The 26,987-nt window shown below is 50.4% G+C and carries 23 protein-coding genes and 1 other annotated feature; of the genes, 11 read left to right on the forward strand and 12 right to left on the reverse strand.

What is annotated here, in order from left to right:
* The first annotated feature begins 45 nt into the window (after positions 1-45).
* Positions 46-2,544 (forward strand): copper-exporting P-type ATPase CopA, encoded by a 2,499-nt coding sequence (copA, locus tag DES37_RS13395; protein ID WP_110026144.1) that lies wholly within the window; start codon positions 46-48, stop codon positions 2,542-2,544.
* On the opposite strand, the gene DES37_RS26045 is transcribed toward copA, so the two are convergent.
* Positions 2,529-2,657, reverse strand: a complete 129-nt coding sequence (locus DES37_RS26045; protein ID WP_281271480.1) for a hypothetical protein — start codon at positions 2,655-2,657, stop codon at positions 2,529-2,531. The two genes, copA and DES37_RS26045, sit on opposite strands and share 16 nt — an antisense overlap.
* On the opposite strand from DES37_RS26045, the gene DES37_RS13400 reads away from it, so the two are divergent.
* From DES37_RS13400 to DES37_RS13410, 3 genes are all read left to right on the forward strand, one after another.
* The gene (locus DES37_RS13400) at positions 2,651-3,463 is read left to right on the forward strand and encodes a TraB/GumN family protein (protein WP_110026146.1); all 813 of its coding nucleotides are present in this window, start codon (positions 2,651-2,653) and stop codon (positions 3,461-3,463) included. The genes DES37_RS26045 and DES37_RS13400 overlap by 7 nt on opposite strands.
* A gap of 185 nt (positions 3,464-3,648) precedes the next feature.
* Positions 3,649-4,128, forward strand: a complete 480-nt coding sequence (gene ybaK / locus DES37_RS13405; protein ID WP_110026148.1) for a Cys-tRNA(Pro)/Cys-tRNA(Cys) deacylase YbaK — start codon at positions 3,649-3,651, stop codon at positions 4,126-4,128.
* 107 nt (positions 4,129-4,235) lie between these two features.
* Positions 4,236-5,465, forward strand: a complete 1,230-nt coding sequence (locus DES37_RS13410; protein ID WP_036109982.1) for an MFS transporter — start codon at positions 4,236-4,238, stop codon at positions 5,463-5,465.
* A 245-nt stretch (positions 5,466-5,710) separates the two neighbouring features.
* Here the strand turns inward: DES37_RS13410 and DES37_RS13415 are convergent, their stop codons facing one another.
* The 9 genes from DES37_RS13415 to DES37_RS13455 form a co-directional block, all read right to left on the reverse strand.
* Positions 5,711-7,015 (reverse strand): inosine/guanosine kinase, encoded by a 1,305-nt coding sequence (locus DES37_RS13415; RefSeq protein WP_110026150.1) that lies wholly within the window; start codon positions 7,013-7,015, stop codon positions 5,711-5,713.
* A gap of 63 nt (positions 7,016-7,078) precedes the next feature.
* Positions 7,079-8,041 carry a ferrochelatase gene (gene hemH, locus DES37_RS13420; RefSeq protein WP_110026152.1) on the reverse strand — a complete coding sequence of 321 codons (963 nt, stop codon included), beginning with the start codon at positions 8,039-8,041 and terminating at the stop codon, positions 7,079-7,081.
* Positions 8,042-8,181: 140 nt separating this feature from the next.
* Positions 8,182-8,826, reverse strand: a complete 645-nt coding sequence (gene adk, locus DES37_RS13425) for an adenylate kinase (RefSeq protein ID WP_036109989.1) — start codon at positions 8,824-8,826, stop codon at positions 8,182-8,184.
* Positions 8,827-9,019: 193 nt separating this feature from the next.
* Entirely contained in the window at positions 9,020-10,894 is a 1,875-nt protein-coding gene (htpG, locus tag DES37_RS13430) for a molecular chaperone HtpG (protein ID WP_036109991.1), read from the reverse strand.
* Between the two features lie 115 nt (positions 10,895-11,009).
* Positions 11,010-11,615 carry a recombination mediator RecR gene (gene recR, locus DES37_RS13435; protein ID WP_036109994.1) on the reverse strand — a complete coding sequence of 202 codons (606 nt, stop codon included), beginning with the start codon at positions 11,613-11,615 and terminating at the stop codon, positions 11,010-11,012.
* On the reverse strand, positions 11,615-11,944 hold the full coding sequence (locus tag DES37_RS13440; RefSeq protein ID WP_036109998.1) for a YbaB/EbfC family nucleoid-associated protein: 330 nt from the start codon (positions 11,942-11,944) through the stop codon (positions 11,615-11,617). Before DES37_RS13440 ends, recR begins: the two co-directional genes overlap by 1 nt.
* A gap of 82 nt (positions 11,945-12,026) precedes the next feature.
* Positions 12,027-13,994, reverse strand: a complete 1,968-nt coding sequence (gene dnaX / locus DES37_RS13445) for a DNA polymerase III subunit gamma/tau (protein WP_036110001.1) — start codon at positions 13,992-13,994, stop codon at positions 12,027-12,029.
* Positions 12,630-12,694, reverse strand: a sequence feature (DnaX frameshifting element). It overlaps the preceding gene by 65 nt.
* Before the next feature lie 90 nt (positions 13,995-14,084).
* On the reverse strand, positions 14,085-14,636 hold the full coding sequence (apt, locus tag DES37_RS13450) for an adenine phosphoribosyltransferase (RefSeq protein ID WP_036110004.1): 552 nt from the start codon (positions 14,634-14,636) through the stop codon (positions 14,085-14,087).
* 146 nt (positions 14,637-14,782) lie between these two features.
* On the reverse strand, positions 14,783-15,160 hold the full coding sequence (locus tag DES37_RS13455) for a DUF454 family protein (protein ID WP_036110007.1): 378 nt from the start codon (positions 15,158-15,160) through the stop codon (positions 14,783-14,785).
* A 50-nt stretch (positions 15,161-15,210) separates the two neighbouring features.
* Here DES37_RS13455 and priC point away from each other — a divergent pair, with 50 nt between their 5' ends.
* Both priC and rsmS read left to right on the forward strand, forming a co-directional pair.
* Positions 15,211-15,738 carry a primosomal replication protein PriC gene (priC, locus tag DES37_RS13460; RefSeq protein ID WP_110026154.1) on the forward strand — a complete coding sequence of 176 codons (528 nt, stop codon included), beginning with the start codon at positions 15,211-15,213 and terminating at the stop codon, positions 15,736-15,738.
* A 68-nt stretch (positions 15,739-15,806) separates the two neighbouring features.
* Positions 15,807-15,953, forward strand: a complete 147-nt coding sequence (rsmS, locus tag DES37_RS13465) for a pleiotropic regulatory protein RsmS (protein ID WP_072006964.1) — start codon at positions 15,807-15,809, stop codon at positions 15,951-15,953.
* Positions 15,954-15,986: 33 nt separating this feature from the next.
* Here rsmS and mscK read toward each other — a convergent pair whose 3' ends face one another.
* Both mscK and acrR read right to left on the reverse strand, forming a co-directional pair.
* The gene (gene mscK, locus DES37_RS13470) at positions 15,987-19,346 is read right to left on the reverse strand and encodes a mechanosensitive channel MscK (RefSeq protein WP_110026156.1); all 3,360 of its coding nucleotides are present in this window, start codon (positions 19,344-19,346) and stop codon (positions 15,987-15,989) included.
* A gap of 209 nt (positions 19,347-19,555) precedes the next feature.
* Complete coding sequence (gene acrR, locus DES37_RS13475; RefSeq protein WP_036110028.1) at positions 19,556-20,203, reverse strand: multidrug efflux transporter transcriptional repressor AcrR; 648 nt, start codon at positions 20,201-20,203, stop codon at positions 19,556-19,558.
* 149 nt (positions 20,204-20,352) lie between these two features.
* Between acrR and DES37_RS13480 the strand changes: the two genes are divergently transcribed.
* From DES37_RS13480 to DES37_RS13500, 5 genes are all read left to right on the forward strand, one after another.
* Positions 20,353-21,537: an efflux RND transporter periplasmic adaptor subunit gene (locus tag DES37_RS13480; protein ID WP_110026157.1), complete on the forward strand. Its 1,185-nt coding sequence runs from the start codon at positions 20,353-20,355 to the stop codon at positions 21,535-21,537.
* 33 nt (positions 21,538-21,570) lie between these two features.
* Positions 21,571-24,720: a multidrug efflux RND transporter permease subunit AcrB gene (acrB, locus tag DES37_RS13485; protein ID WP_110026159.1), complete on the forward strand. Its 3,150-nt coding sequence runs from the start codon at positions 21,571-21,573 to the stop codon at positions 24,718-24,720.
* Positions 24,721-25,603: 883 nt separating this feature from the next.
* A complete protein-coding gene (gene tomB, locus DES37_RS13490) occupies positions 25,604-25,978 on the forward strand; it encodes an Hha toxicity modulator TomB (protein ID WP_036110039.1) in 375 nt (124 codons plus the stop codon).
* 25 nt (positions 25,979-26,003) lie between these two features.
* Positions 26,004-26,225, forward strand: coding sequence for an HHA domain-containing protein (locus DES37_RS13495; RefSeq protein ID WP_036110043.1), 222 nt, complete (start codon positions 26,004-26,006; stop codon positions 26,223-26,225).
* A gap of 259 nt (positions 26,226-26,484) precedes the next feature.
* The gene (locus DES37_RS13500; protein WP_110026161.1) at positions 26,485-26,949 is read left to right on the forward strand and encodes a YlaC family protein; all 465 of its coding nucleotides are present in this window, start codon (positions 26,485-26,487) and stop codon (positions 26,947-26,949) included.
* Positions 26,950-26,987: the final 38 nt, after the last annotated feature.

The raw sequence follows: 26,987 nt of genomic DNA on the forward strand, positions 1-26,987 counted from the left end.
CAAAAATTGGCGTGAATGCGGGCAATTACAAACAGGAGTGGTTATATGTCTCATATTACTCTCGCACTCGATGGCCTGTCTTGCGGCCACTGTGTCAAACGTGTCAAAGAAAGTCTGGAAAAACGCAGCGATGTAGAAAGCGCCGAAGTTACGCTCAACCAGGCAGAAATCACCGGTAGCGCAAGCGCAGAGCAGTTAATTGCCACCGTGAAAGAAGCCGGGTATGAGGCTCAACTGGCCAGCCACCCAAAATCTGAGCCGCTGGCAGAGTCAAACACTCAGCCGGAAGTACTGGCAGCGGCAGATACCGAGCTTCCGGCAGACACTACCACTGATGACAGCCAGCATTTGTTAATAAGTGGCATGAGCTGTGCCAGTTGTGTTTCCCGGGTGCAAAATGCGCTGGCGCATGTGCCCGGCGTAACCCAGGCACGGGTCAACCTGGCAGAGCGCAGTGCACTGGTTCTGGGCGATGCACCTGCCAGTGCACTGATCCAGGCGGTACAACAGGCCGGGTATGATGCCGAAGCCATAGAAGATGACCAGCAGCGCCGTGAACGGCAACAACAAACAGCGCAGCATGCAATGTCACGTTTTCGCTGGCAGGCCATCCTCGCGTTGCTGGTTGGTATCCCGGTGATGGTCTGGGGCATGGTTGGCGACCACATGGTGGTCACCGATGCCAACCGCCAGCAGTGGCTGTGGATTGGCTGGCTGACACTGGCGGTCATGGTTATTGCTGGTGGTCACTTCTACCGTAGCGCCTGGAAAAGCCTGCTGAACAAAACCGCGACCATGGATACGCTGGTGGCGCTGGGAACTGGTGTTGCCTGGCTTTACTCCATTAACGTCAATCTGTGGCCCCACGCATTTCCGGACCAGGCCCGCCACCTTTACTATGAAGCCAGCACTATGATTATCGGGTTAATTAACCTGGGGCATATGCTGGAACAACGTGCCCGCCAGCGATCTTCCCATGCACTGGAGCGCCTGCTGGATTTAACCCCGCCCACCGCACGGGTGGTCACGGAAAAAGGTGAAGAAACCGTTCCGCTTGCTCAGGTCACGAAAGGGATGATCCTGCGCCTGACTACGGGTGACCGGGTACCGGTTGACGGAGAGATAACTCAGGGTGAAGCCTGGCTGGATGAAGCCATGCTCACGGGTGAACCCGTTCCCCAACATAAAAGTGCTGGCGAAGCAGTTCACGCAGGGACACTGGTACAGGATGGCAGCGTGCTGTTCCGGGCCGACGCCACCGGTAACCAGACCACTCTGGCGCGGATTATCCGTATGGTGCGCCAGGCGCAGTCCAGCAAGCCACAAATTGGGCAGATGGCGGACAAAATCGCTGCGGTATTTGTGCCAGCGGTTGTCGCGATTGCCTTGTTCAGTGCCGCCATTTGGTATTTCTTTGGCCCGGCACCACAAATTGTTTACACCCTGGTGATTGCCACTACGGTATTAATTATCGCCTGCCCTTGTGCACTGGGTCTCGCAACCCCCATGTCGATTATTGCGGGTGTTGGCCGAGCCGCTGAATTTGGCGTACTGGTTAAAGATGCCGATGCACTGCAACGTGCCAGTGAAGTCGATACTATTGTGTTTGATAAAACCGGCACCCTGACGGCAGGCAAACCCCAGGTAACGCAGATAGCCACTTTTAGCGAGTTGGATGAATCAGCAGTGCTACGGTTTGCCGCCAGCCTGGAACAAGGTGCCAGCCACCCACTGGCAAAAGCGATTGTTGATAAAGCCGGAACCCGTGCGTTACTGCCCGCCAGTAGTTTCCGCACTCTGGGTGGTAAAGGTGTGCAGGGTGAAATTGAAGGGCATCGCGTCACTCTGGGTAACCAGGCAATGATGGCAGAGTCTGGTGTAGATACCCGTCCTGCACGCGAGGCGCTGGATAACGTGGCAAGCCAGGGGGAAACACCTGTATTACTGGCTGTAGACGGCATGCTGGTGGCGTTGTTCGCCATTGCCGACCCACTGCGTGAAACCAGCAAGGCTGCACTTGAACGCCTGCATGGGATGGGATACCACCTGGTGATGCTGACAGGCGATAACCCCGTTACCGCTGGCGCTATCGCCAAACAGGCCGGTATCGATACAGTGATTGCCGGTGTGCTGCCTGATGGCAAAGCAGAGGCCATTACCCAATTGCAGCAGCAAGGCCGGCATGTAGTGATGGTTGGCGACGGCATTAACGATGCTCCTGCGCTGGCACAGGCAGATGTTGGCGTTGCCATGGGTGGCGGGAGTGATGTCGCCATCGAAACCGCTGGCATGACGTTAATGCGCCACGACCTGCAAGGGGTTGCTGATGCTATGTCGATATCCCGGGCCACCTTAAAAAATATGAAGCAAAACCTGCTGGGTGCGTTTATCTACAATGCGCTGGGGATCCCGGTTGCTGCCGGGGTGCTCTGGCCACTGACTGGAACACTGCTCAACCCGGTAGTTGCCGGGGCGGCAATGGCACTTTCTTCTATCACGGTGGTCAGTAACGCCAACCGGCTGTTACGTTACAAACCCCGGTAAAGCCAGGTAAACAGGTGGTTTGCCATCAGCCGCAACACCCCGGATAACGGGGTGTTGCTTTTTTTGCCTGCCGGGTTAGCATGGTGTTTTACCGGGACGTGAACGAATGCCATTTTTCAGCCGTTTAAAAGCATTATTGAATCAGTGGGTTAATCAGGGTTATCCCTGGCCCGCGCTTGATGTTGTTCTGCCCGGTGGCCGTTACTTACATCTGGTTGGCAGTATTCATATGGGAACGCCCAATATGGCTCCCCTGCCCGCCAAACTGCTGCGCAAACTGAGTAGCTGTGATGCATTAATTGTTGAAGCCGATATCCTGACTGGCGATTCCCCATTTAACAATGTTCCCTGGTGTGACCCACTGGCAAGCCGCCTTAGTACCGAACAACTGGCAGAAGTAGAGAAAGTGGCAAATGAAGCAGGTGTCACTATGGGGCAGTTGGATGCCCTGCCATTCTGGCAAATAGCTCTGGTACTTCAGGCACACCAGGCACAACGCCTGGGGTTACGCCCGGAATACGGCATAGACTGGCAATTACTGAATGCCGCACAGCAAAGCGGGCGCAAGATTTTAGAGCTCGAAGGTTCAGACCAGCAAATCGCCCTGCTCAATACCCTGCCAGAAGATGGCCTGCCTCTGTTACTGGATACTCTCACTCACTGGCGAACCAACGCACATTTACTGCAAGTGATGATCAGCTGGTGGCTGCAGGCACCTCCGGCAACCGGCAACACGTCGTTGCCAAACACCTTTGGCGATCAATTGTATGATGTATTAATGAATCAGCGTAATATCACCTGGAATGACTATCTGCAGCAGTTGCCTCCCGGGCGCTATGTCGTCGCAGTTGGGGCGCTGCATTTATACGGTACCGGGAATCTGCCTGAGTTATTGCAGGCAAAAAAAAACGGCCAGTAACAGGGTACTGGCCCGTCAAAGAGGAATTCAAATAGTTATTTTTATGATGAGCCCAGGGCTCATATCAGAATTGTCTCGCAGCACGAGCATAATGGCTACGGTTGTTTAGCAATCTGGTACTATTTTTTTTCCCGCCCCCATGTTTATTATCCCTGTAGTTCACTATTAACCAGACGAAACACTTTATGACTCCGGCAATTAAACTACTCGAAAAAAACAAGATATCTTTCACTCTTCACAGTTATGACCATGACCCGAATGAGACCAACTTTGGTGATGAAGTGGTACGCAAACTGGGTCTTGATGCCCGTCAGGTTTATAAAACGTTACTGGTTGCACTGAACGGCGACATGAAACATCTGGCGGTAGCAGTAACACCGGTCTCCGGGCAACTTGACCTGAAAAAAGTCGCCAAAGCGCTGGGTAGCAAAAAAGTCGAAATGGCCGACCCAATGGTGGCGCAGCGTGTCACCGGGTATTTGGTTGGCGGAATAAGCCCTTTGGGGCAGAAAAAACGCCTGCCAACGGTGATTGATGCGCCTGCCAACACCTTTGCGACGATGTACATTTCCGGGGGTAAGCGTGGGCTGGATATTGAACTGGCGCCGGCAGACCTGGCTAAATTACTGGATGCAACCTTTGCTGATATCGCGAAAGTCGATTAAACCGCGATTGCAGTAATCAGTGACTTTTAGAGGTAGCTGTTAGCCTGATAATTATTTCATCATCAGGTGAAATCAGCTACACTCTGCTTCTTTTCTCTTCACTTGTTATGGTTTTGTTACTCATGAGCCACAACCCTCAGGTGTTACCGGCAACTCCCCAGAATAATGCGAAAGCACGTACTTCATTTAGGATCCTTGGCGCTATCAGCCTTTCGCATCTGCTTAACGACATGATTCAGTCGTTAATTCTGGCTATCTACCCGTTATTACAAAACGAATTTTCCCTCAGTTTTGTGCAAATTGGCCTGATTACACTGGCCTTTCAGTTAGCTTCTTCATTGCTACAACCGGTAGTGGGTTATCTTACCGATAAATACCCTATGCCCTGGTCTCTGCCTGTTGGGATGTGTTTCACTTTATGTGGGCTGGTATTACTGGCGCTTGCTGGCAGTTTTTACACGGTTTTGCTGGCTGCGGTGCTGGTGGGTACGGGGTCATCAGTTTTCCATCCTGAGTCATCCCGTGTGGCGCGCATGGCTTCTGGTGGGCGTCATGGGCTGGCACAGTCGCTGTTCCAGGTTGGCGGTAATTTTGGCAGCTCACTGGGGCCATTACTGGCAGCGATTCTGATTGCCCCCTATGGTAAAGGCAATGTGGCGTGGTTTGTGCTGGCAGCATTACTGGCAATCATTGTACTGATTCAAATCAGCCGGTGGTATGCCCAGCAACAACGTACAGCTAAACAGCGCCCCAAAGTACACATCACCAGTACCCTGCCGCGTAATAAAGTTATCCTGGCGGTCTGTGTACTACTGTTGCTGATTTTTTCTAAGTACTTTTACCTTGCCAGTATCAGCAGTTACTTCACTTTTTATTTGATGGATAAATTCGGCCTGTCAGTTCAAAGCGCTCAGTTGCACCTCTTTGCATTCCTGTTTGCGGTAGCCGCCGGTACAGTAATTGGCGGGCCGGTAGGCGACAAAATTGGCCGTAAATATGTGATTTGGGGTTCGATACTGGGGGTGGCGCCATTCACCCTGCTGTTGCCCTGGGTTTCATTATTCTGGACCGGCGTTCTGGTCATGATTATCGGCTTTATTCTGGCTTCAGCGTTTTCGGCAATTCTGGTGTATGCCCAGGAGTTATTACCCGGGCGCATCGGTGTGGTTTCCGGGCTGTTCTTCGGGTTTGCATTTGGTATGGGCGGGCTGGGAGCGGCGGTTCTGGGGATTGTGGCGGACCACACCAGCATAGAGCTGGTTTATAAAATATGCGCTTATTTACCACTGATTGGGATTATCACGGTTTTCCTGCCTGATAACCGTGAAAAAAAGTAAAAAAACAGCAAGATAATTATTAATCAGGAAGAGCCAATATCAGGTTTTTCCTGATATAAAAAAGATAACTTAGTAATACAGGCAATTAAGTATCAGAAAAATATCAAACCTCAAAAACAGACAAATAACTTATCTATTTTTTGGCAAATGCAGGGTGAGTAATTGGTCTGGTGGTTATTATTTAACACCACAGTTACATTCTGATAAAAGCCTGGCTCCGGCCAGGCTGTACTGACAAAAACGATTTACCGCTCCCAGTATGCTTCTTCCAGGCTGTCTTCCCGCTCCGGCAAACCCCGCGTCAGGCGTGGAGAGTGCTGGTTGAGCACCTGGTAGCTGACCCGGTTGGCATATTTACACACCTGCGCCAGTGAGGAATAAGTCAGCCAGGCGCGGCTGTGTTTACTGGAATTGGGTACTTGCTGGCGGTGGTAGTTATTGGCAGTAATATCGTGCAACAAGGCTGCCAGCGCGCCATCTCCGGCACCATTAGTATTCATGATTTTTTCTGGCCCCCCCATATAAGGTGCAATATGGGAGAAAACCCGTACTGGAGAAACACAATCGTTCTGGCGCATTGCCCGGCTGAACTCGTACTGGTTAAATTCGGCTATCGCGCCCGGTAACAGCGGGTGCTGAGTTTTACGTTTGTTGTCATCTTCGGTGTAACCTGCCATGAACAGGCCAACTGGCCCGGCAGTACACAACACCAGGTCCACCCAGTCGAGCGCGCGGTTTGCTGCCAGCAGTGGGTCACGCTCGCCAGTCAGTGCTTCACCCTCTTCTTCATTCATTGCCAGGATGTCGACATTGTCGCGCAGAAAATCCTGCCACCACTGTGCCTGTTCAGTAATGACATACTTGGTTCCAAGGGTAATCACTACCGGGACATTATGTTTTTTGGCGTAAGCAATAGCCTGCATAGTGGCATCGCGCATAGGTTCATCTGGCGCACAGCGCACCAGATAAGCCGACAACACCAGTGCCGAGGCCCCGGCGATTACCGCTTCAGGGATACTTTCCGGGCGCAGGTGATTCATCATGCCAGGGCTGATGGCAAATGTCCGTTCGCCATTGTCGCTTATCAGCGTAAAACAGCGCCCGATGGCACCATCCACCCCTTGCAGATAATTCAGGTCTGTTCGGCTGGATGTATTACACAAGTAACGGTATGCGTAACTGCCGGGCGTAATGGAACTGCACATCACCCCTAACAAGACCGAGCGGTCATCAGCCAGTACTGAGTAGTTATGCATCGTGTTGCCAATCGTCCCACCAGCAAATTGATGAGTGATTAACTGATTCTGGGTAAGCTCCTGGTACAACGCTTCCGCTTTGGCATCATCAATCACCAGCGAGTGGCCCTGGCTCAGGCCATAGCGGGTAATGAAGTCATCATCAACCCGGGCTTCAATATCGACCAGCGTCTGGTCAATACCGACAATCCAGGCGTTTGTCTGGTCGCTTTCAGTTTTAACCTGAGCCAGTAACGGATCACGGGCACTGACGGGAAAATAGTGTTTGGATTTACGTTTACCAGGAAATTTCATCGTGTTTTTGCGGGGGAGAGAAAACAAGCCGGAAGTTTAGCACACCCGGCCCGTTTTCTGCGATCACCGATAATGCGCGGTGAGGGCCTCCATCATAGTGATATGCGCGGCATCATCATTCAGTGCCGGAATATAGTGGTATGTTTCTCCACCCGCTTCCAGGAAGATTTCACGGTTCTGAACAGCCACTTCTTCGAGCGTTTCCAGACAGTCAGCAGCAAACCCCGGGCACATGACCTGGATATTCTTCACGCCTTTTTGCCCCAGTTCTTTCAGGGTTTCATCTGTATACGGAGTGAGCCATGGCTCGCGCCCAAAGCGCGACTGGTAAGTCATCATGACTTTTTCTGGAGCAATGCCAAGTGCAGAAACCAGTGCCCGGGTTGTGTCACGGCAGCGTTGCGGGTAGGTATCGCCCTGGCTTGCATAACGTTGTGGGATGCCATGGTAAGACAGTAGCAGCAGTTCAGGTTCACCAAACTCGGCAAAACTGGCTTTCACCTTCCCGACCAGTGCGGAAATATACTGGGTATCATCCGCGTAATCACGAATAAAGCTGACGGCAGGAATTGACCGTTTGGTGGCGAGAATACGTGCCAGTTCATCCCAAACGGCAGCGACAGTCGAACAAGAATATTGTGGGTAAAGTGGCAGCACAATCAGGTGATCAACCCCCTGAGCCAGCAGGCTGTCAACGGCATCACACATAGCGGGCTTACCGTAGCTCATTCCCAGCGCAACAGGTGTGTCAGGTAATTGTGCCTGCAGTGCCTGAGCCTGGCGCTTACTGTAAACCATCAGCGGCGAGCCTTCTTCCATCCAGACCGACTGGTACAGCTTTGCCACCCGTGGTGAACGCACAGGCAGAATCACGCCTCGCAGCAGAGGCCACCACAACCAGCGTGGGGTATCCACCACCCGGCGGTCGCTCAAAAACTGGCGTAAATAACGTTTAACAGCGGCAGGGGTTGGGGCATCCGGTGTGCCTAAATTAACCAGTAAAATACCTGTTTTTTGCTGAGTCATTTCCATCTCTCTTACGACTAACGGCCTGATAATTGTAACCGAATGCCGTGTTTTGGAAACCAATCACAGTAACAGGGTAAAACTCGCAGATAAAGCACTGAGGGAAAAGTGCCAGCCTGGACAGGCTGGCAGCAGAATACTTAACCGAGGATGCGTTCCAGTTCAGCACGCACATCGTTCACGGACTGGGTACCGTCGACTTTGGCATAACGGGTATTACCAGACTCGGCTTCTTTGCTGTAATAACCAATCAGCGGCGCAGTCATTTGGTGGTATTCCACCAGGCGTTTACGTACGGTGTCTTCCTGGTCATCTTTACGGATGGTCAGATCTTCGCCAGTCACGTCATCTTTCCCTTCCACTTTCGGCGGATTGAATTTCACGTGATAAACGCGGCCAGAAGCGGCATGAACACGACGACCAATAATACGGTCAATGATAAGCTCATCCGGTACGTCGAATTCCAGAACATAATCAACGTTGATACCGGCTTCTTTCATGGCATCAGCCTGAGGAATTGTGCGCGGGAAACCGTCTAACAGGAAACCATTATGGCAGTCTTCCTGAGCAATGCGTTCTTTAACCAGTGCAATTACCAGTTCGTCAGTGACCAGCTTGCCTGCGTCCATCAAGTCTTTTGCTTGTTTACCAAGGGCTGAGCCGGATTTTACTGCGGCACGTAACATGTCGCCGGTAGAAATTTGTGGGATCCCGTACTTCTCCATAATGAATTGAGCCTGAGTTCCCTTACCAGCGCCAGGAGCGCCGAGCAGAATAATACGCATTGCGTAATTCCTCTTACGAATGGATTTTAATACATCAAAATGAGGCGAAAACCATACCACTAAGGCTGCATCACCACAAGAAAGCCAGCGCTACGGAAGCGATTCCGCCAGCGAATAACCTTAAAAAAAGAAAAGATATGAACGCCTGCAGAAAAAATACCGCCCGGCCAGGACTGGCAGAGCGGTATTGATATCAGGAAACCAGTAACTGGTTCATACGGCGAATGAACTGGTTCGGATCTTCCAGCGTGCCACGTTCAGCGAACATAGCCTGGTCGAGCAACAATTCAACCCACTCTTTGAAAGCGTCTTCTGAAGCAGTATCTGAAGCACGTTTAACCAGTGCATGGTCCGGGTTAAGTTCGAAAATGTATTTCACTTCCGGCACTTTCTGGCCCGCAGCGGCAAACAGTTTTGCCATCTGGGTGCTCATTTCGTCGTTATCGGTTGTGACAATAGCTGGCGTATCGGTCAGGCGGTGAGTCAGGCGCACATCTTTAACTCGTTCACCCAACAGCGCTTTTACGCGATCAACAAACGGCTCAAGGGCTTTTTCAGCTTCTTTGGTTTGTTCATCAACTTCATCTGCCAGTTTATCCAGCGACTCATCAGCTTTTGCAACAGACTGGAAGGATTTGCCATCGAACTCCGTCAGGTAGCTCATCATCCACTCATCTACACGGTCTGAAAGCAGCAACACTTCAATGCCTTTCTTGCGCAGCAGTTCCAGATGCGGGCTGCTTTTCGCGGCAGCATAGCTGTCTGCGGTGATGTAGTAGATTTTATCCTGGCCTTCTTTCATCCGGCTGACATAGTCTTCCAGAGCAATGTTTTGTACCGAAGAGTCGTTATGTGTTGAAGCAAAGCGCAGCAGTTTGGCAATAGCCTGCTGGTTCGCCTGGTCTTCTGCCGGGCCTTCTTTCAGTACCAGGCCAAACTGTTCCCAGAATGTCTGGTATTTTTCGCTCTCATTTTTCGCCATTTTCTCCAGCATTTGCAGCACGCGTTTTGTCAGTGCGTTGCGCAGGTTGCGGGTAATGGCGCTGTCCTGGAGGATCTCACGAGAAACGTTCAGTGGCAGGTCGCTGGAGTCTATCAGGCCGCGCACAAAGCGCAGATAATTCGGCATGAACTGTTCAGCATCGTCCATGATAAACACGCGCTGAACATACAATTTCAGGCCATGTTTGTGGTCACGGTTCCACATATCCCACGGAGCCTGTGAAGGGATATATAACAGGCTGGTATATTCCTGCTTACCTTCAACGCGATTATGGCTCCAGGCCAACGGGTCAGTGAAGTCATGGGCGATGTGCTTATAAAACTCAGTGTATTCTTCGTCTTTTATTTCCGCGCGGTTGCGCGTCCACAGCGCCTGTGCTTTGTTGATCTTTTCCCAGGAAACAACGGTTTCGCCGTCTTTCTCTTCCTGTTGTTCAATTTCTACCGGCAGCGCGATGTGGTCGGAATATTTGCTGATAACCGAACGAATACGCCAGTTATCCAGAAACTCATCTTCGCCTTCACGCAAATGCAGCGTGATCTCAGTACCGCGGTCGGCTTTTTCAACATCGGCGACGGTGTATTCACCTTCACCAGCAGATTCCCAGAAAACCGCTTCACTGGCAGCAGCACCAGCCGCGCGCGTGCGCACTGTTACTTTATCGGCCACGATAAAAGCAGAATAGAAACCAACACCGAACTGGCCGATTAACTGGCTGTCCTGCGCCTGGTCTGAGCCCATGGATTCCAGAAATGCCTTAGTACCGGATTTAGCAATCGTCCCGAGGTGGTCAATAACCTCATCGCGGCTCATACCAATGCCGTTATCTGAAATAGTGATGGTTCTTTTTTCTTTGTCGCAGGAAACTCGCACACGCAGTTCGCCATCACCTTCATAAAGTTCTGGTTTGGAGAGTGCACGAAAACGCAGTTTGTCTGCGGCATCGGATGCGTTGGAGATCAATTCACGCAGGAAAATTTCTTTATTTGAATAAAGAGAATGGATCATCAGGTGCAGAAGTTGTTTTACTTCCGACTGAAAGCCACGGGTCTCTTGTCCTTTCATGGTTGTGATACCTCAACAGTTCAGGCAACAAAATAAACAATTTGTGTTGAGGGAGGAGATGGGGACGGGGAAACAAGATTTCAAGCAGAAACCCTGAAACAGGGCTTCTGTTTGGTTAAAAGCTAATCTTTTGGCGGCCAATCAGAGAGTGCGACAGCGTTGTGCCATCCACCATTTCCAGTTCACCACCCACTGGTACACCATGGGCGATACGGCTGGCTTCAACACCATATTGCCCACACAGGCCGGCAATATAGTTGGCGGTTGCTTCCCCTTCCACTGTTGGGTTAGTGGCGAGAATAACTTCTGTTATTTTTTCTGACTCCAGGCGTGCTTCGAGCCTGTCCAGACCAATGTCATTCGGGCCAATGCCATCCAGCGGAGACAAATGCCCCATCAAGACAAAATAACGGCCGGAAAACTGCCCGGTTTGCTCGATAGCGTAGATATCAGCCGGGCTTTCAACGACACAAATCTGGCCATTTTCCTGGCGACGAGGGTTGGTGCAAATTGGGCAGACCTCCTGCTCGGTAAAGGTCCGGCAATCAGCACAGTGACCAATTTCCGACATCGCCCGTGTCAGTGCCTGCGCCAGGCGCATTCCCCCGCTGCGGTCACGCTGCAACAGCGTATAGGCCATACGCTGAGCAGACTTTGGCCCCACGCCAGGAAGGCACCGAAGTGCCTCCATTAACTGCGTTAACAGTGGGCTGGTTTGCATCAGAACGGCATCTTAAAGCCAGGCGGCAGTTGCATACCAGAAGATACAGACGCCATTTTTTCTTTCTGGTTTTCTTCCACCCGACGTGCGGCATCGTTGAATGCTGCAGCAACCAGGTCTTCCAGCATGTCTTTGTCGTCTTCCAGCAGGCTTGGGTCGATTTCAACACGGCGGCAGTTATGTGCACCATTAATGGTCACTTTTACCAGGCCGGCACCGGATTCGCCGGTCACTTCCATGCTGGCGATCTCTTCCTGCACTTTTTGCATTTTTTCCTGCATTTGCTGGGCTTGCTTCATCAGATTGCCCAGACCACCTTTACCGAACATACGCTTCTCTCTATAGGCTGTGGCCGCAAGCCGCCATGCGGTTTACGGCAGTTAAGGTTGACTTATGCAGGCATCCTGCACATCAAATGGGGCGGATACTATCTTCATCAAGATCGGCATCGAAGAAACGCCGAAGTGTCTGGATATTATTATCCGCCAGAATCGCCTCGCGCGCCTGGGCCAGTTTTTCTTCATAAATGGCCTGGCGCCACTCCAGTGGCGTCCGTTGCGCGAGATTATCATCTTCTGTAATGGTCAATTCAATGGGTTGACCAGTAAGAACCTGCATTGCCTGCTGCAGGCTTTGCTGGGCAGACGCTGAATTCAGGTGACGCTGGCCCGGTCGCAGGTGCAACAAAACCTGATTGCCGTCCTGCTCGCGCCATGCATTCAACGCCAGTTGCTGAACCAGTTTCGGCACATTAAGTTGTTGCACTTGTGCCGCCCATTCATCGCGCTCTACTGCTTCTTGCGCAAGCTTTACAGCCAGCTCTGGCGTTTTCTCATGCTCAAGAGCACTACGCAATGCTTTTGGTGTCGCAACGGGTTCAACTGCTGCTTCTGGCACACTTTGCGCTTTCCAGCGATATGCTTCTTCTTTGGCCGGTTTCGCCGCTGCATTTTCTGCTGCGGGGCGAGCCTGTACACGATCCGTCACTGCAGCCAGCCGCTCAAGGGCTGACGTGTTCACCGGCCGCGCTCTGCCTGACGCTGCCGGTTCACGCTTTTTTGACGGGTTATCTCCCTGCTGGCGTTGCAACTGATTGCGTGCCTGTAACACCTGGCTGACAGCACTGGAAACCTGCCCACTGGCAGGATCAGGCGCTGGCGGCACGGGTGCCTGGGGTTGAACTGGCGGCACAGAAGCCCCGGCAGGTGAAACCGGCCGGGCTGGCTCAGTTTGTGGGTAGTGGCTCAACGCCTGGCCTGGCTGACCTGAAGGTTCAGGCTGCGCGACTGGTGCCTGAGGGTGAAATGCCAGGGCCCGCAGCAGCGCCATTTCAACGCCCATCCGGCGGTCTGGCGCCCAGGGCAGTTCTTTACGCCCAATCAGCAATGTTTGGTAATAAAGCTGCACATCACCTGGTGGTATCTGGCGAGCCAGTTCGCGCAGGCGCTGCTCCTCGGCATCGTTTTCCAGAGGCGGCACTGAAGGAGAAAGCTGCAACATGGCAATACGGTGCAAGTGGCTAAGCATATCCACCAGTAACGCTTCCCACTCTACTCCGCGGGCTCCTGCTTCTGCCACCTGGCTCATCACTCGTTGCCCGTCTGCCTGTAATAAGGCATCGAGTAAATTCAGCGCCTGGAAATCATCCAGTGTGCCCAGCATAGAGCTGACAGCAAGTGTGGTGACTTTACCCTCGCCACTGGCAATTGCCTGATCTGTCAGGCTCAGTGCATCACGCAGGCTACCATCTGCTGCGCGGGATAACAGCTGTAATGCGCGGTTTTCAAATTCCACCTGCTCAGCTGTAAGAATTCGCTCAAGCTGATGGCGGATTTGTTCAACATCCAGCGCTTTAAGGTGAAATTGCAAACAGCGGGACAGAATCGTCACCGGCAATTTTTGCGGGTCAGTGGTTGCCAGCAAAAACTTCACATGCGGTGGTGGCTCTTCCAGCGTTTTCAGCAACGCATTAAAACTGTGACGGGAAAGCATGTGCACTTCGTCTATCAGGTAGACTTTGAAGCGACCACGCGTTGGGGCGTACTGAACGTTGTCCAGCAGGTCTCGTGTATCTTCAACTTTGGTGCGGGATGCGGCGTCAATCTCAATCAGGTCGACAAACCGCCCTTGCTCTATTTCCCGGCAGTTTTCGCAGACACCACAAGGTGTTGCCGTAATACCTTTTTCGCAATTCAGCCCCTTCGCCAGCAGGCGGGCAATAGAGGTTTTCCCCACGCCTCGCGTGCCCGAAAACAGCCAGGCGTGATGAATACGGCCCAATGACAGACCATTGGCCAGCGCAGTCAGGACATGCTCCTGACCCACCACATCAGCAAATGTTTGGGGGCGCCATTTACGCGCCAGTACCTGGTAACTCATCAGAGATAGGCTCGACTTCGCGGGAAGGTGAATTCAGGTTGGATAATGTAACATAAGCCCCGCCGAATGAGCGAGGCTCCGTCTCACGAATTAGTGCCCCGGGAAAGGCACCAGGCTAAATGAGGTCACGCCAACATCAGCAAGGCGTTGTTCCCCACCTAAATCAAACAGGTTAATAATAAACGCGGCATCAGTTACTTCACCGCCAAGCTGGCGAATCAGTTTTACTGTGGCATCAATAGTGCCGCCGGTTGCCAGCAAGTCATCAACCACCAGCACACGGTCGCCCGCTTTGATTGCATCAGTGTGGATTTCCAGCTTGTCAGTGCCGTATTCCAGCTCATAGGTTTCACTAAGGGTTTTACGTGGCAATTTTCCAGGCTTACGCACAGGAACAAACCCAACTCCCAGGCCCAGTGCTACAGGCGCACCAAACAAAAAGCCACGGGCTTCGGTCCCAACGACCTTGGTAATACCGGCCTGTTTGAAACGCTCAACAATCAGATCAATGCTGAGGGCAAAAGCTTTCGGATCTTCCAGCAAACTGGTGACATCACGGAACAGAATCCCCGGTTTTGGATAATCCTGAATGCTTTTAATGCTGTTTTTAAGATATTCAAGCTGCTGCGCAGTTGCGGTCATAGGTAGTTGCCTATAAAAACGGTGTTACTCACAGAACGCAAACAGGCTGATGCCTGGCTGGTTACACAATAGCCAGCGCGCCCTGTGCTCGAAAACGCTCGAATTTACTGTCTGCGGGGCGTAATTGCAACTCCTGCGACAGGCGTTTAGCTTTTTTGTTGTTTTTCATCAACAACAGGGATACGGGCGAGAAAAATAAAAAGCAGCAGCATCACCACTACTAATATTCCTCTTACCCACCAAAGCTTAACCACCCACAGCGAAATGGCAAACGTCACAGCAACCAGCGCGATAGCCCGCGGCTTTGCACCCGGCGGCATGGCCCGGTATTGCTGCCAGTGGCGTAAATAGCTGCCAAACCAGGAACGGTACAGCAGCCAGTGATGAAACCGGGGAGACGAGCGGGCAAAACACCAGGCAGCCAGAAGTACAAAAGGTGTAGTTGGCAACAACGGCAATACGACACCCAACACAGCAAGTGCTACCGATAACCAGCCGGACATGATTAAAATAAGCCTCAACATGTTCAACCTTTCCTTCTGCGCAGTGGCGTTTGTAGAGGGCCGGAGAATTTATGAAACAGGACGCCCTGCTCCGCCAGCTTGAAGACCAGTTTGCCGGGTTAGCCCGCCACCTGGCACCGTTGGCCACACACCGTTCATTGTCTGCCCGCTTTGATAAGCAGTTGTTCTTAACCAAAAGTACACAAATAAGTGATTATCTGGGCGAAGCGCAAGAAAATTTACGCCATTTGCGCACTGTTGCACAGGAAAGGAATGTGGTTCAAACCGCCTGGATTGCCGAACGGTTAGTTGCCCAGATTGCGGCATTGCAACGCGAAGCGGCAACCTGGCCTTTACGCCAGTACGATACCGCTCACAAAGGTGCGGGCGCACTGCGTAACAGTCTTCTTAAACACCAGGACTACGAAAAACGCCTGGTCGAAATGCTGCAGGCACGCGAAACTCAGTTAAACCACACCACTTTGCTCACAGAACAACAACAATTATTGCGGGAAAAAACGGCGCTGGAAGGCAGGCTTGCCCGCTGCCGCACCGCACTTGAACGTATTGAAGATGCACTGGACCGCGTTGTTCGTTAACACATTTACATTTATTGCACACAGATTAACGGTGCCGGGTTAACCTGGCCTGAACATCGGGAGATAACATGTCACTGGAAACTGCCCCTGACGATGTCAAACTGGCTGTCGATTTAATTATGCTGCTGGAAGAGAGCGGGGTAGCGCCACAAGTGGTGCTTTCTGCACTGGAAATGGTACGCAAAGATTTTGAACGCAAAGCGCAGGAAGCATAAGCCCCCTGCGCATCAAGTTACCAGGTACCTGGGTTAGTCGGCCAGTTTCGGTGTGGCGTTACCCGCTGCGTTATTTTCAATAGTACGGCTGACTTCCGTTACTGTATCGCCGCTATTGTTATACAAGTGAACATCTAACTGGTTGAAGGCTATTTCTATTCCATTTTCACGGCACAGCCTGTCAATAGCCCGGTTCAGTTCGTCTACGGTATAACTACGATCACGTAATTCGCGCACATACAGGCGCAATTCGTGATCCAGCGTACTGGCACCAAAGGTCGTGAAGAAGACCGATGGCTCTGGATCACGCATGACTTTTGGATGCTCCATTGCCGCCTGTAATAACACCGCTTTCACTTTATCAAGATCCGATCCATAAGCTACACCCAGGCTTATCACCACACGGGTAATGGTATCTGACAATGACCAGTTGATAAGCCGCTCGGTGACAAACGCTTTATTGGGGATGATCACTTCTTTACGATCAAAATCCGTAATAGTAGTGGCACGAATGCGGATCTTACTCACTGAGCCGGAAAACGATCCAATCGTAATGGTATCGCCAATACGTACCGGTCGTTCAAACAGGATTATCAGGCCGGATACAAAGTTACCGAAGATCTCCTGTAAACCAAAACCGAGGCCAACGGACAATGCCGCCGCCAGCCATTGCAGTTTGTCCCAGGATACGCCCAGCGCACCAAACACCGCCATGGTACCCACCGCGATTATCACGTAATTCAAAATGGTGGTAATGGCGTAGGAAGAGCCCTGGCGCATATTCAACCGCGACAGCACCAGCACTTCCAGTAAACCCGGTAAGTTGCGAATTAACGCCCAGGCTACCACTGTGGCAATGACTGCAAACAACAGACTGCCCAGGGTAATATTTCTGATAACCGCACTGCCCGCTTCTGTGCCACTGGAGTGCCACAAAACAATGCTGTCCAGATAAGCAAAGACAGTAATTAAGTCTGACCAAATCATCCAGAAGAACAACCCAAACAGCGCAAACATCAACAATGTTGTGATACGCAATGTCTGCTGGTTAATTTGGTCCAGGCCCAATGGCGGCTCTTCAACAGGTTCCGCGCCTTCCGCCCCTTCTTTCACCATATTCTGGCGGCGCGCCAGTGCACGCCGGTAGGCAATACGCCGCGCGGCCACACTCAGCCCACGCAGCACTGTCTGGTAAAGTAAGTTCCACAAAATGACCAGATAGACGGTATCAATCCAGCGGTTAGCCAGACGCAGTGTGGTATAGAAATAGCCCATCACTGTCAGTACCAGTAACCCGATTGGCACCAGAGCCAGTATGGATACAGTGATCAGCCTTATTGAGTGCGATTCTTTATCGCGCCAGCTGTCACGGCACATCGGCCAGACCAGCCCGGCAATCAGCAGTAAATTAAGCAGAATGATGAACTGCCCAAGGACGTCATCCATCAAATGCAGTGGAGACAACTCACCCACCACCGACCAGAACAGTAAAGGCAGTAAAGCAATGCTGATACGAATTATCTGGCGGCGATAATGGCTGGTAAGGTTTACCGGCATCATAAAGTGTTTTACTGCTACACCATCTGTATCCAGAATGCGCCAGCTCAGGCCAAAGACCAGCAAATAAACCGCCAGCTCTTTACTGAAGCTCCATATCAGCTCACTGATATTGAGTTGTAAAAACAGGATGCACCAGCCACAGGCAATGATAACCAGGCACAAAGGCAGTGCCTTGAACAAGGTAAGCAGTATGGCTTTTGGGGTATGCAACTGGCTGTCGTTACGCAGTTGGCCAACGTTGGCGCTTAGTTTTGCCAGGGTGTTATTCACCCAGCGGAAACGCCAGCGAATAATCCCTGCCAGTAACAACCATGGAAGGCTGGCAAGCAATGCAACCAGAGCAGTGGTAAGGCTCCAGTTGTTTGCAGTAATTTTCATCTGGCCAAGTTGCGTTTTGAGTGCTTCGGGGAAAGCAGTCACCCAACTCCAGTTCATGGGCTTATTACTGTTCACCCAAAAGATCTGCTGCGTTACCGTTTTCTGCAGGCGGGAAGATACGCTCATCAGTTGTTGCTGATTTATTTGCAATGCAATCGCCATCATCAACTGGTTACCCAGTTGTTTGTTTAACTGATCCAGTAAATCCTTACGGGAATCCAGAACCTGGCTCAGTGCGTCATTAACTTCATCGCTTACTTCGTCTTTATGGCCAGCTTCAATTGTCGCAATATAGTTATCGCTTTGCAGCAGTGCATCACGTTTCTGGCCGACATCAAACTGTTCAAGACGCAAGTCGGCAATCTGGTTGGTCATATCTTCAAGGTCATCGGCCCGCGGCAGAGACTGTTGCTGCTGATACAGAATGCGCGAGAGCAACAAACTCCCTTTCAGCATGGCAATTTGCTCTTTCAGGTTGTGTTCAGCCTGAACAGCACGGTCGAGCCAGTTTTTCACCCGAATATTTTGCTGGACCAGTTCGTTACCATCCTGGGTCGCTTTGATTAACCGGTCACTCAGTTGGCGGTTAATTGCCAGCTCTTGTTTTACCAACGGGTTGTTCTGAATGGCACTGGCTTCGTCCGTCGTGGCCGCTTCCTGAGCGGTTTGCTCAGTGAGTGACAGGCGTTTATGGCTGATGGCGGTCTGAATCAGTTGCAGGTCGTGCTCAAGCTTATTGATATACTGCGTGTTGTAATCACGCTGCTTTTGCAATGAATCCTGCAGAACCGTATTGCCAGAGAGACTTTTACGCTGCTCATCAATTTGTGCATTTAATAATGCCTGTTGCGCCAGTAGCAGCCCTTGCTGAGTTTGGCGTAGTTGGGTGCCATCCGGGCCATTCCCGCCCAATTCGGCCTGAATTTGCTGTAACTGTTGAGACGCATTAAACAGGGCATTCTGCACCCGCTCAGGCTGGGTCTGTAATGCAACCAACTGGCTGTTAATACTGGATAACTGCGTTTGTGCTGACTGCAGGTTATCCAGCAGACTCCCCATTTTGCTTTCAAGAGAGCGCATGGAGAGCTTATCGTAATACTTCGCCTGGTCTTCATCACTGGTGGTATTTGCCAGTGCGGCAAGGGATTCTTCCGCTTTATTCATTTTGTCCGGCGCCTGGGCAATTTGCTGGCGCAGGTCATCTGAATCCTGTTTCACCTGATCAATTTTCGCCAGGACATCCAGGGTTTTATTCAGGTCAGCAAGACTGAGCTTTTCCTGAGCAGACAAGCTCTTTTGTTTGTTAAGTGTATTAATCTGATTTTGTACATCTGTTTTTGTCGGTACATCACTGCTCGTTTGCGCACTGGCAAACGGCACAATACCGGCAAAAACGCCGCAACAAAGCAAAAGAACAACACAGGCTGCTTTTCTGACAATTCGTGTAAGTTGCATAATTTCTGGATGTGTAATAGATGAAACGTCTGGCGGAATCGCACTCAAGTTTCTATGATAAGACGCGCAGGATAGCACGCCTTCTGTCTATGGAATAGTGAATGCTGCGGTGTTACTGCCAGGCGAAGTCTGAAACTTCACCTGTAGCCGGGTTGCGTCACGAAAAGGTCATAACCCAGGCGTAGCATGGTGAAGTTTATGTGAAGAGATCAGTGTTTTTGGGGCTGCGATTGTAAACCTGTACAATGCTGGTACATTTCCAGTAACACATCGACATAGACACGGGCTTCAGCTTTTAAATCAAAGGTTTCTGGTGCAAACAACCAACTTTCCATTAACCCGCACATATAGCTACGCATTAAAATAGCGGCGCGCCTGGAGAGTAAGTTTGCTGGCAGTAACCCGGCATCCATGCACTGGATAATAGCGTTTTCAATACGCTCATATTCCTGAACATAGAGTTCGCGTTTCGCCTGATGGGCGTTAAGCATTTCGCCCACAAATTCGCATTTATGGAAAATGATTTCCATCATGGAACGGCGGCGTTCATCTTCAACCGTCGCTTCCAGAAGATAAACCAATAGCTCACGCATTACAGAAAGTGGATCGTCAGGAAATTTTGCCCGATACTCAATTTCTAAGTCATTTATTGTTGAATCGGTTAACGCCCAAATTTCATTAAAAACATCTGACTTATTTTTGAAATGCCAATAAATCGCCCCCCGGGTGACACCAGCCTCTTTGGCTATATCAGAAAGGGATGTTGACGATACGCCGTACTGTGAAAACAAGCGAATTGCTGCATCCAAAATCTGCTGCCGGGTCTCCATCGCTTGTTGTTTGGTTTTTCGTGCCATATGTCGGTGAATTTACAGGGGTAAGACTTACATACATTTTTGAATGTATGTAACATAACATGTTCTAAATAGAAACGCAGCAATGGGATTATGGACAAGCGTTAGCGTTCCATTGATCAACTTTGAAATCGGACACTCGAGGTTTACCTATGAACAAAAACAGAGGGTTAACGCCTCTGGCGATGGTTCTGATGCTTTCAGGCAGCTTAGCGCTTACAGGATGTGACAATAAACAGGATCAGCAACAAGCGGCAGGCGCGCCTGCAGTTGGTGTGGTAACGCTGAAAACTGAACCCTTGCAAATCACAACCGAACTCCCAGGCCGTACCAGTGCGTTCCGGGTTGCTGAAGTTCGCCCACAGGTCAGCGGGATCATCCTTAAGCGTAATTTTGTTGAAGGAAGTGATGTTAAAGCGGGTGAATCGCTTTACCAGATAGACCCCGCGACTTATCAGGCCACTTACGACAGTGCAAAAGGTGATTTAGCCAAAGCAGAAGCTGCGGCCAATATCGCCAGACTGACCTTAAAACGTTACCAGCCTCTGCTGGGTACCAAATATATTAGCCAACAAGACTACGACACAGCACAGTCAACCTTACAACAGGCTAATGCTTCGGTACTGGCGGCTAAAGCCGCTGTGGAAACGGCGCGCATCAACCTGGCCTACACTAAAGTCACCTCACCTATAAGTGGGCGGATTGGGAAATCCTCTGTGACAGAAGGTGCGCTGGTACAAAGTGGGCAAACCACTGCATTGTCAACGGTGCAACAGCTTGACCCTATTTATGTAGATGTCACGCAATCCAGTAACGATTTTCTGCGCCTGAAGCAAGAGCTGGAAGACGGTACGCTGAAACAAGAAAACGGCAAAGCAAAAGTCGATCTGACAACAACCGAAGGTTTCACATACCCGCAAAGTGGCACGCTGGAATTCTCTGACGTCACTGTCGACGAAACCACTGGCACCATTACTCTGCGCGCTATCTTCCCTAATCCGGACCACACATTACTCCCGGGTATGTTTGTTCGCGCACGTCTGGAAGAAGGTGTTCGCCCTGATGCACTGCTTGTTCCGCAACAAGGCGTTACGCATACACCTCGTGGTGATGCTACCGCCATGGTTGTAGATAAAGACAACAAAGTGGAAGTGCGCCAGGTAACAGCAAGCCAGGCTATTGGCGATAAATGGCTCGTTACTAAAGGGCTTCAGGCTGGAGACCGCGTGATTATCGAAGGGCTGCAGAAAGTCAGACCTGGTGCCACTGTGACTGCACAAGAAGTCACAACTGACGAGAAAGCCAGCGATAAAGCTCAGGAAAAAACGTCAGAATAAATCCGTCTTAACTAAAACAGGAGCCGTTAAGACATGGCTAAGTTTTTTATCGATCGCCCAATTTTTGCCTGGGTAATCGCAATTATCATCATGCTCGCAGGTGCACTTGCTATCCTGAAACTGCCTATAGCGCAATATCCAACGATTGCGCCTCCGGCGATTCAGGTTACAGCAAGCTACCCGGGAGCGGATGCTAAAACGGTACAGGATACAGTCACTCAGGTCATCGAACAGAATATGAACGGTATCGATGGCCTGATGTATATGTCTTCTACCAGCGATTCTTCTGGTACTGTGCAAATCACCCTGACATTTGATTCTGACACTGACCCGGATATTGCTCAGGTACAGGTGCAGAACAAACTGCAATTGGCAATGCCGCTGCTTCCGCAGGAAGTACAGCAGCAAGGTGTGAGTGTTGAAAAATCGTCCAGTAGTTTCTTGATGGTAATGGCGATGATCAGCACTGATGGCTCAATGACGCAGGATGATATTGCCGACTACGTAGGTTCAAATATTAAAGACCCTATCAGCCGTACTTCTGGCGTGGGTGATGTGCAGTTGTTTGGTGCCCAATATGCAATGCGTATATGGATGGACCCAAACAAATTGAATAACTTCCAGCTGACACCTGTGGATGTTATCAGCGCTATCACCGCACAAAACGCCCAGGTTGCTGCTGGTCAGTTAGGGGGTACACCGCCGGTTAAAGGCCAACAACTAAACGCCTCTATCATTGCGCAAACCCGTCTTAATTCTCCGGAGCAATTCGGTAATATTCTGCTGAAAGTTAATCAGGATGGGTCACAGGTTCGCCTGAAAGATGTGGCAAAAGTTGAGCTGGGTGGTGAAAGCTATGATGTTATCGCCCGCTATAATGGCAAACCAGCCGCTGGTCTGGGGATCAAGCTGGCAACCGGTGCCAACGCACTGGATACAGCTGCGGCGGTTCGCGCCACTATCGATAAACTGCAACCTTTCTTCCCGCACGGGCTGAAAGTGGTTTATCCCTACGATACAACGCCGTTTGTAAAAATCTCCATTAAAGAAGTGGTTAAAACGCTGGTAGAAGCCATTGTGCTGGTGTTCCTGGTTATGTATCTGTTCCTGCAGAACTTCCGGGCGACACTGATTCCTACCATCGCGGTACCTGTCGTCTTGCTGGGGACATTTGCCATTCTTTCCGCTTTCGGCTTCTCGATAAACACACTAACGATGTTCGCCATGGTTCTGGCGATAGGGCTATTGGTGGATGACGCCATCGTCGTGGTGGAGAACGTCGAGCGTGTTATGTCGGAAGAAGGGTTGCCGCCTAAAGAAGCTACAAGACGTTCAATGGAGCAAATACAGGGTGCACTGGTCGGTATTGCACTGGTGCTGTCTGCTGTATTTATTCCGATGGCATTTTTTGGCGGTTCCACCGGTGCCATTTACCGCCAGTTCTCCATCACTATTGTTTCGGCGATGGTTCTGTCGGTTATGGTGGCCATGATCCTGACACCAGCACTGTGTGCCACCATGCTCAAGCCGATTAAAAAAGGCGACCATGGGTCCACAAAAGGTTTCTTCGGCTGGTTCAACAATATGTTCACGAAGAGTACGCACCACTACACCAATAGTGTGGCGAATATTCTTCAGAGCACTGGCCGTTACCTGGTGCTGTATTTAGTGATTGTTGTTGGTATGGCATGGCTGTTCCTGCGCCTGCCCAGTTCATTCCTGCCTGATGAAGATCAGGGGGTATTCCTCACCATGGCGCAATTGCCAGCCGGGGCAACTCAGGAACGAACTCAGAAAGTACTGGATGAAGTCACTAACTACTACCTGACCAAAGAGAAAGACAACGTGAACTCTGTGTTCACGGTGAATGGCTTTGGTTTTGCTGGCCGTGGTCAGAATACCGGTATTGCGTTTGTTTCACTAAAAGACTGGGATGAACGCCCGGGAGAAGCGAATAAAGTTCCTGCAATTACCGCACGAGCCAGTGCTGCGTTTTCGCAGATCAAAGATGCGATGGTCTTCGCGTTTAACCTTCCGGCAATTGTGGAACTGGGGACTGCAACAGGCTTTGACTTCGAACTTATTGACCAGGGTGGCCTGGGGCACGACAAACTCATGCAGGCTCGTAACCAGTTGTTCGGCATGATTGCTCAACACCCGGATACGCTGGTAGGTGTGCGCCCTAATGGCCTGGAAGATACGCCACAGTACAAAATCGACATCGATCAGGAAAAAGCGATGGCGCTTGGGGTAACTATCAGCAACATCAACACCACGCTTGGCGCTGCCTGGGGGGGAAGTTACGTTAACGACTTCATCGACCGCGGGCGCGTGAAGAAAGTGTATGTAATGTCTGATGCCAAATACCGCATGCTGCCCAGTGATTTGAATTACTGGTATGTGCGAGGTAGCAATGGCCAAATGGTGCCATTCTCTGCGTTCGCGACTGCACGCTGGGAATACGGTTCTCCGCGCCTGGAACGTTACAATGGTTTGCCTTCAATGGAAATCTTAGGGCAGCCAGCGCCAGGTAAAAGTACTGGTGAGGCCATGGCGCTGATGGAACAACTGGCAAGTAAATTACCTGCTGGTATAGGCTATGACTGGACGGGGATGTCTTACCAGGAACGTCTGTCTGGTAACCAGGCTCCGGCACTGTATGCCATTTCACTGATTGTGGTGTTCCTGTGCCTTGCCGCTCTGTACGAAAGCTGGTCTATACCGTTCTCGGTAATGCTGGTCGTACCGTTGGGGGTTGTCGGTGCGTTGCTTGCAGCTTCTCTCCGTGGCCTGAATAACGACGTTTATTTCCAGGTAGGCTTACTTACCACTATCGGGGTATCGGCGAGGAACGCCATCCTGATTGTTGAGTTCGCCAAAGACCTTATGGAAAAAGAAGGCAAAGGTCTGGTAGAGGCGACTCTGGATGCAGTTCGTATGCGTCTGCGTCCCATCCTGATGACCTCGCTGGCATTTATCCTCGGGGTTCTGCCATTGGTGTTAAGTTCTGGTGCAGGTTCCGGTGCGCAGAACGCCGTAGGTACCGGGGTATTTGGTGGGATGATTTCGGCCACGCTGCTGGCTATCTACTTTGTTCCCATGTTCTTCGTGGTGGTTCGCCGCCGCTTTAGCCGCAAAGGTGAAGATGTGGAACACCGCCACGAGACACCGCAGTCACACTAGTTACGTACCATGTGTTCGTATCGTTAAAGGCCGCCTTGTGCGGCCTTTATTTTTAACTAACGCCTGCACGTTCTCTGATATGTCTCAGTACCTGTTCACGCCAGTATTGAGCCGGTTTAAGCCCCCTGCCCCATAAACATAGCCCCAGGTGTTTTACCATTAATGGCTGAATATCCACCAACAGGTCGCGGCTGGCAGACTTGTTATGGTACAGTCAGCCCCCATATTAGTTTGTGAGAAAGCGAATTAGCGGTATTTTTGCGCCATATTTCCCCGGTTGCGTTACTCAATATACGCCTATATTTAACGATATCGGGTGGGGTTGTTGTACAGAGCAAAGCAGTACGCAGGGCTTGATGGTGAGGCCCGAAAGCAGCAAATCAGAGCTATGTGCCATATTGGTTGTCTGTTTTACTGCTGCCGGCACAATGCACAGTACACAATGCACAGTAAATGTAGTTACCAGGCATGTTCTCGTGTATCCATTGAGGTGGAATGACGCTAAATAGCCTAATAAGAAAGCACGAAAACGTAACGTTAAATTGCCATTTGCTTTGGATGAAAAACCAGGATTATTCCGACATTATTTATAATTCACAACAAAAACATAATTACTCAAGATTTAACCTGTATATTGAGTCTGAAAGAATCAGCCACTACCCACTAAGGGTAAGCTGTTTTAAATCATCTGTTTTTCGAGAAAGCAGCGTTACGCAGGGGAATTCTCATTATTTAGAATTTTTCACACTATTAAGATGAAAATTACTTAAGTGTGACTTATAGTTAAATCATTAACCCGGTGATGTAAAACACAAGTGCTCTCTTTTGTCAGCCCCGAAGTATTGTATTTATCAGAAAATTTTCGATAATAAGGGGGTATCATATGGACGAATACTCGCCAAAAAGGCATGATATAGCGCAGCTCAAATTCCTCTGTGAATCACTTTATCATGATTGCCTCTCGAGTCTCGAGGGTAGTACCCAGACCTGGGTTAATGATCCTACATCTCCAGCCAGCCTGCAGATGAACGATCTGATTGAGCACATCGCAACCTTTGCACTTAATTACAAATTAAAGTACGAAGACGATAGTGACTTGATAGAGAAAATAGATGAATATCTGGACGACACTTTTATGTTGTTCAGCAGTTACAGCATTAATGCGAAAGATTTACAGAAGTGGCGCAGAACAGGCCTTAACCTGTTTCGGTGTTTTTCTACGGTGAGTAAAGAAAATCCCGTCAGCCATTCCTGTTAGTATGAATATTTCTTAAGGTAAAGTTATGTCTATCACCAAACCGTTAACAAAAACCGATTATTTGATGCGTTTAAGGCGTTGTCAGACCATCGACACCCTCGAAAGAGTTATTGAAAAAAATAAATATGAACTTTCTGATAGTGAGCTGGCAGTATTTTATTCAGCAGCAGATCATCGCCTTGCAGAACTGACGATGAATAAATTGTACGATAAAATCCCATCTTCAGTATGGAAGTTTGTCCGCTAAGTGACTTTCTGATTCAAACACAATTCTGAACCTGAAGATAACACACTTCTGGTTCTGTTCTGTTATGGTTCAAAAAACCGGTTTCCCGGCGGCGTGGTTACATCCGCATCTCTGCATCGCACTGGCTGTGTGAGGCTGAGTTCTGTTCAGCAATCGGCAACTGTTATGCAAATATTCCGGGAAACTGTTACTGGTTACTGAGCCCCACCCCTCTACAATCCAGAGGATATTTCCAGAATTGTTTTCTGTAGAGGCTTGTATGACGGAAATTCAGCGCCTGCTGACCAATACCATAGAGCAACTGAACCACCACGAAAAGCGGGATAACCGGCCGCGTTTTAGCATCAGCTTTATTCGCCGTTACCCAGGGTTGTTTGTTGCCATGTACGCAGGGTGGCTGGCGACACTGGTTGTTGTCGTGAAATCACCAACGCTTGAGGATTTTGTCTGGCTACATGTCGGGCTGTTTGTATTACTCAACGGTTTCTTCTTCTTTGATGTCAACCCACGTTACCGGTATGAAGATATAGACCTGCTGGATTTTCGCGTATGTTATAACGGCGAATGGTATAACACACGTGATGTACCGGGCGAATTGATCAGTAACATCCAGGCTTCCTCACAAGTCAGCAACCAGCAAAAAGATTTACTGGCTAAGATGTTGGTCAATAAAAAACGCCTGACATTTTACGATATCTACAGCCTGGATAACCAGGCGTCGTAGCCCGGCAGAGTAACTACACTGAGCTGCTCCATTCCGGG

The sequence above is a fragment of the Mangrovibacter plantisponsor genome, from assembly GCF_003182475.1.
In the GTDB taxonomy this organism is placed as follows: Bacteria; Pseudomonadota; Gammaproteobacteria; order Enterobacterales; family Enterobacteriaceae; genus Mangrovibacter; species Mangrovibacter plantisponsor.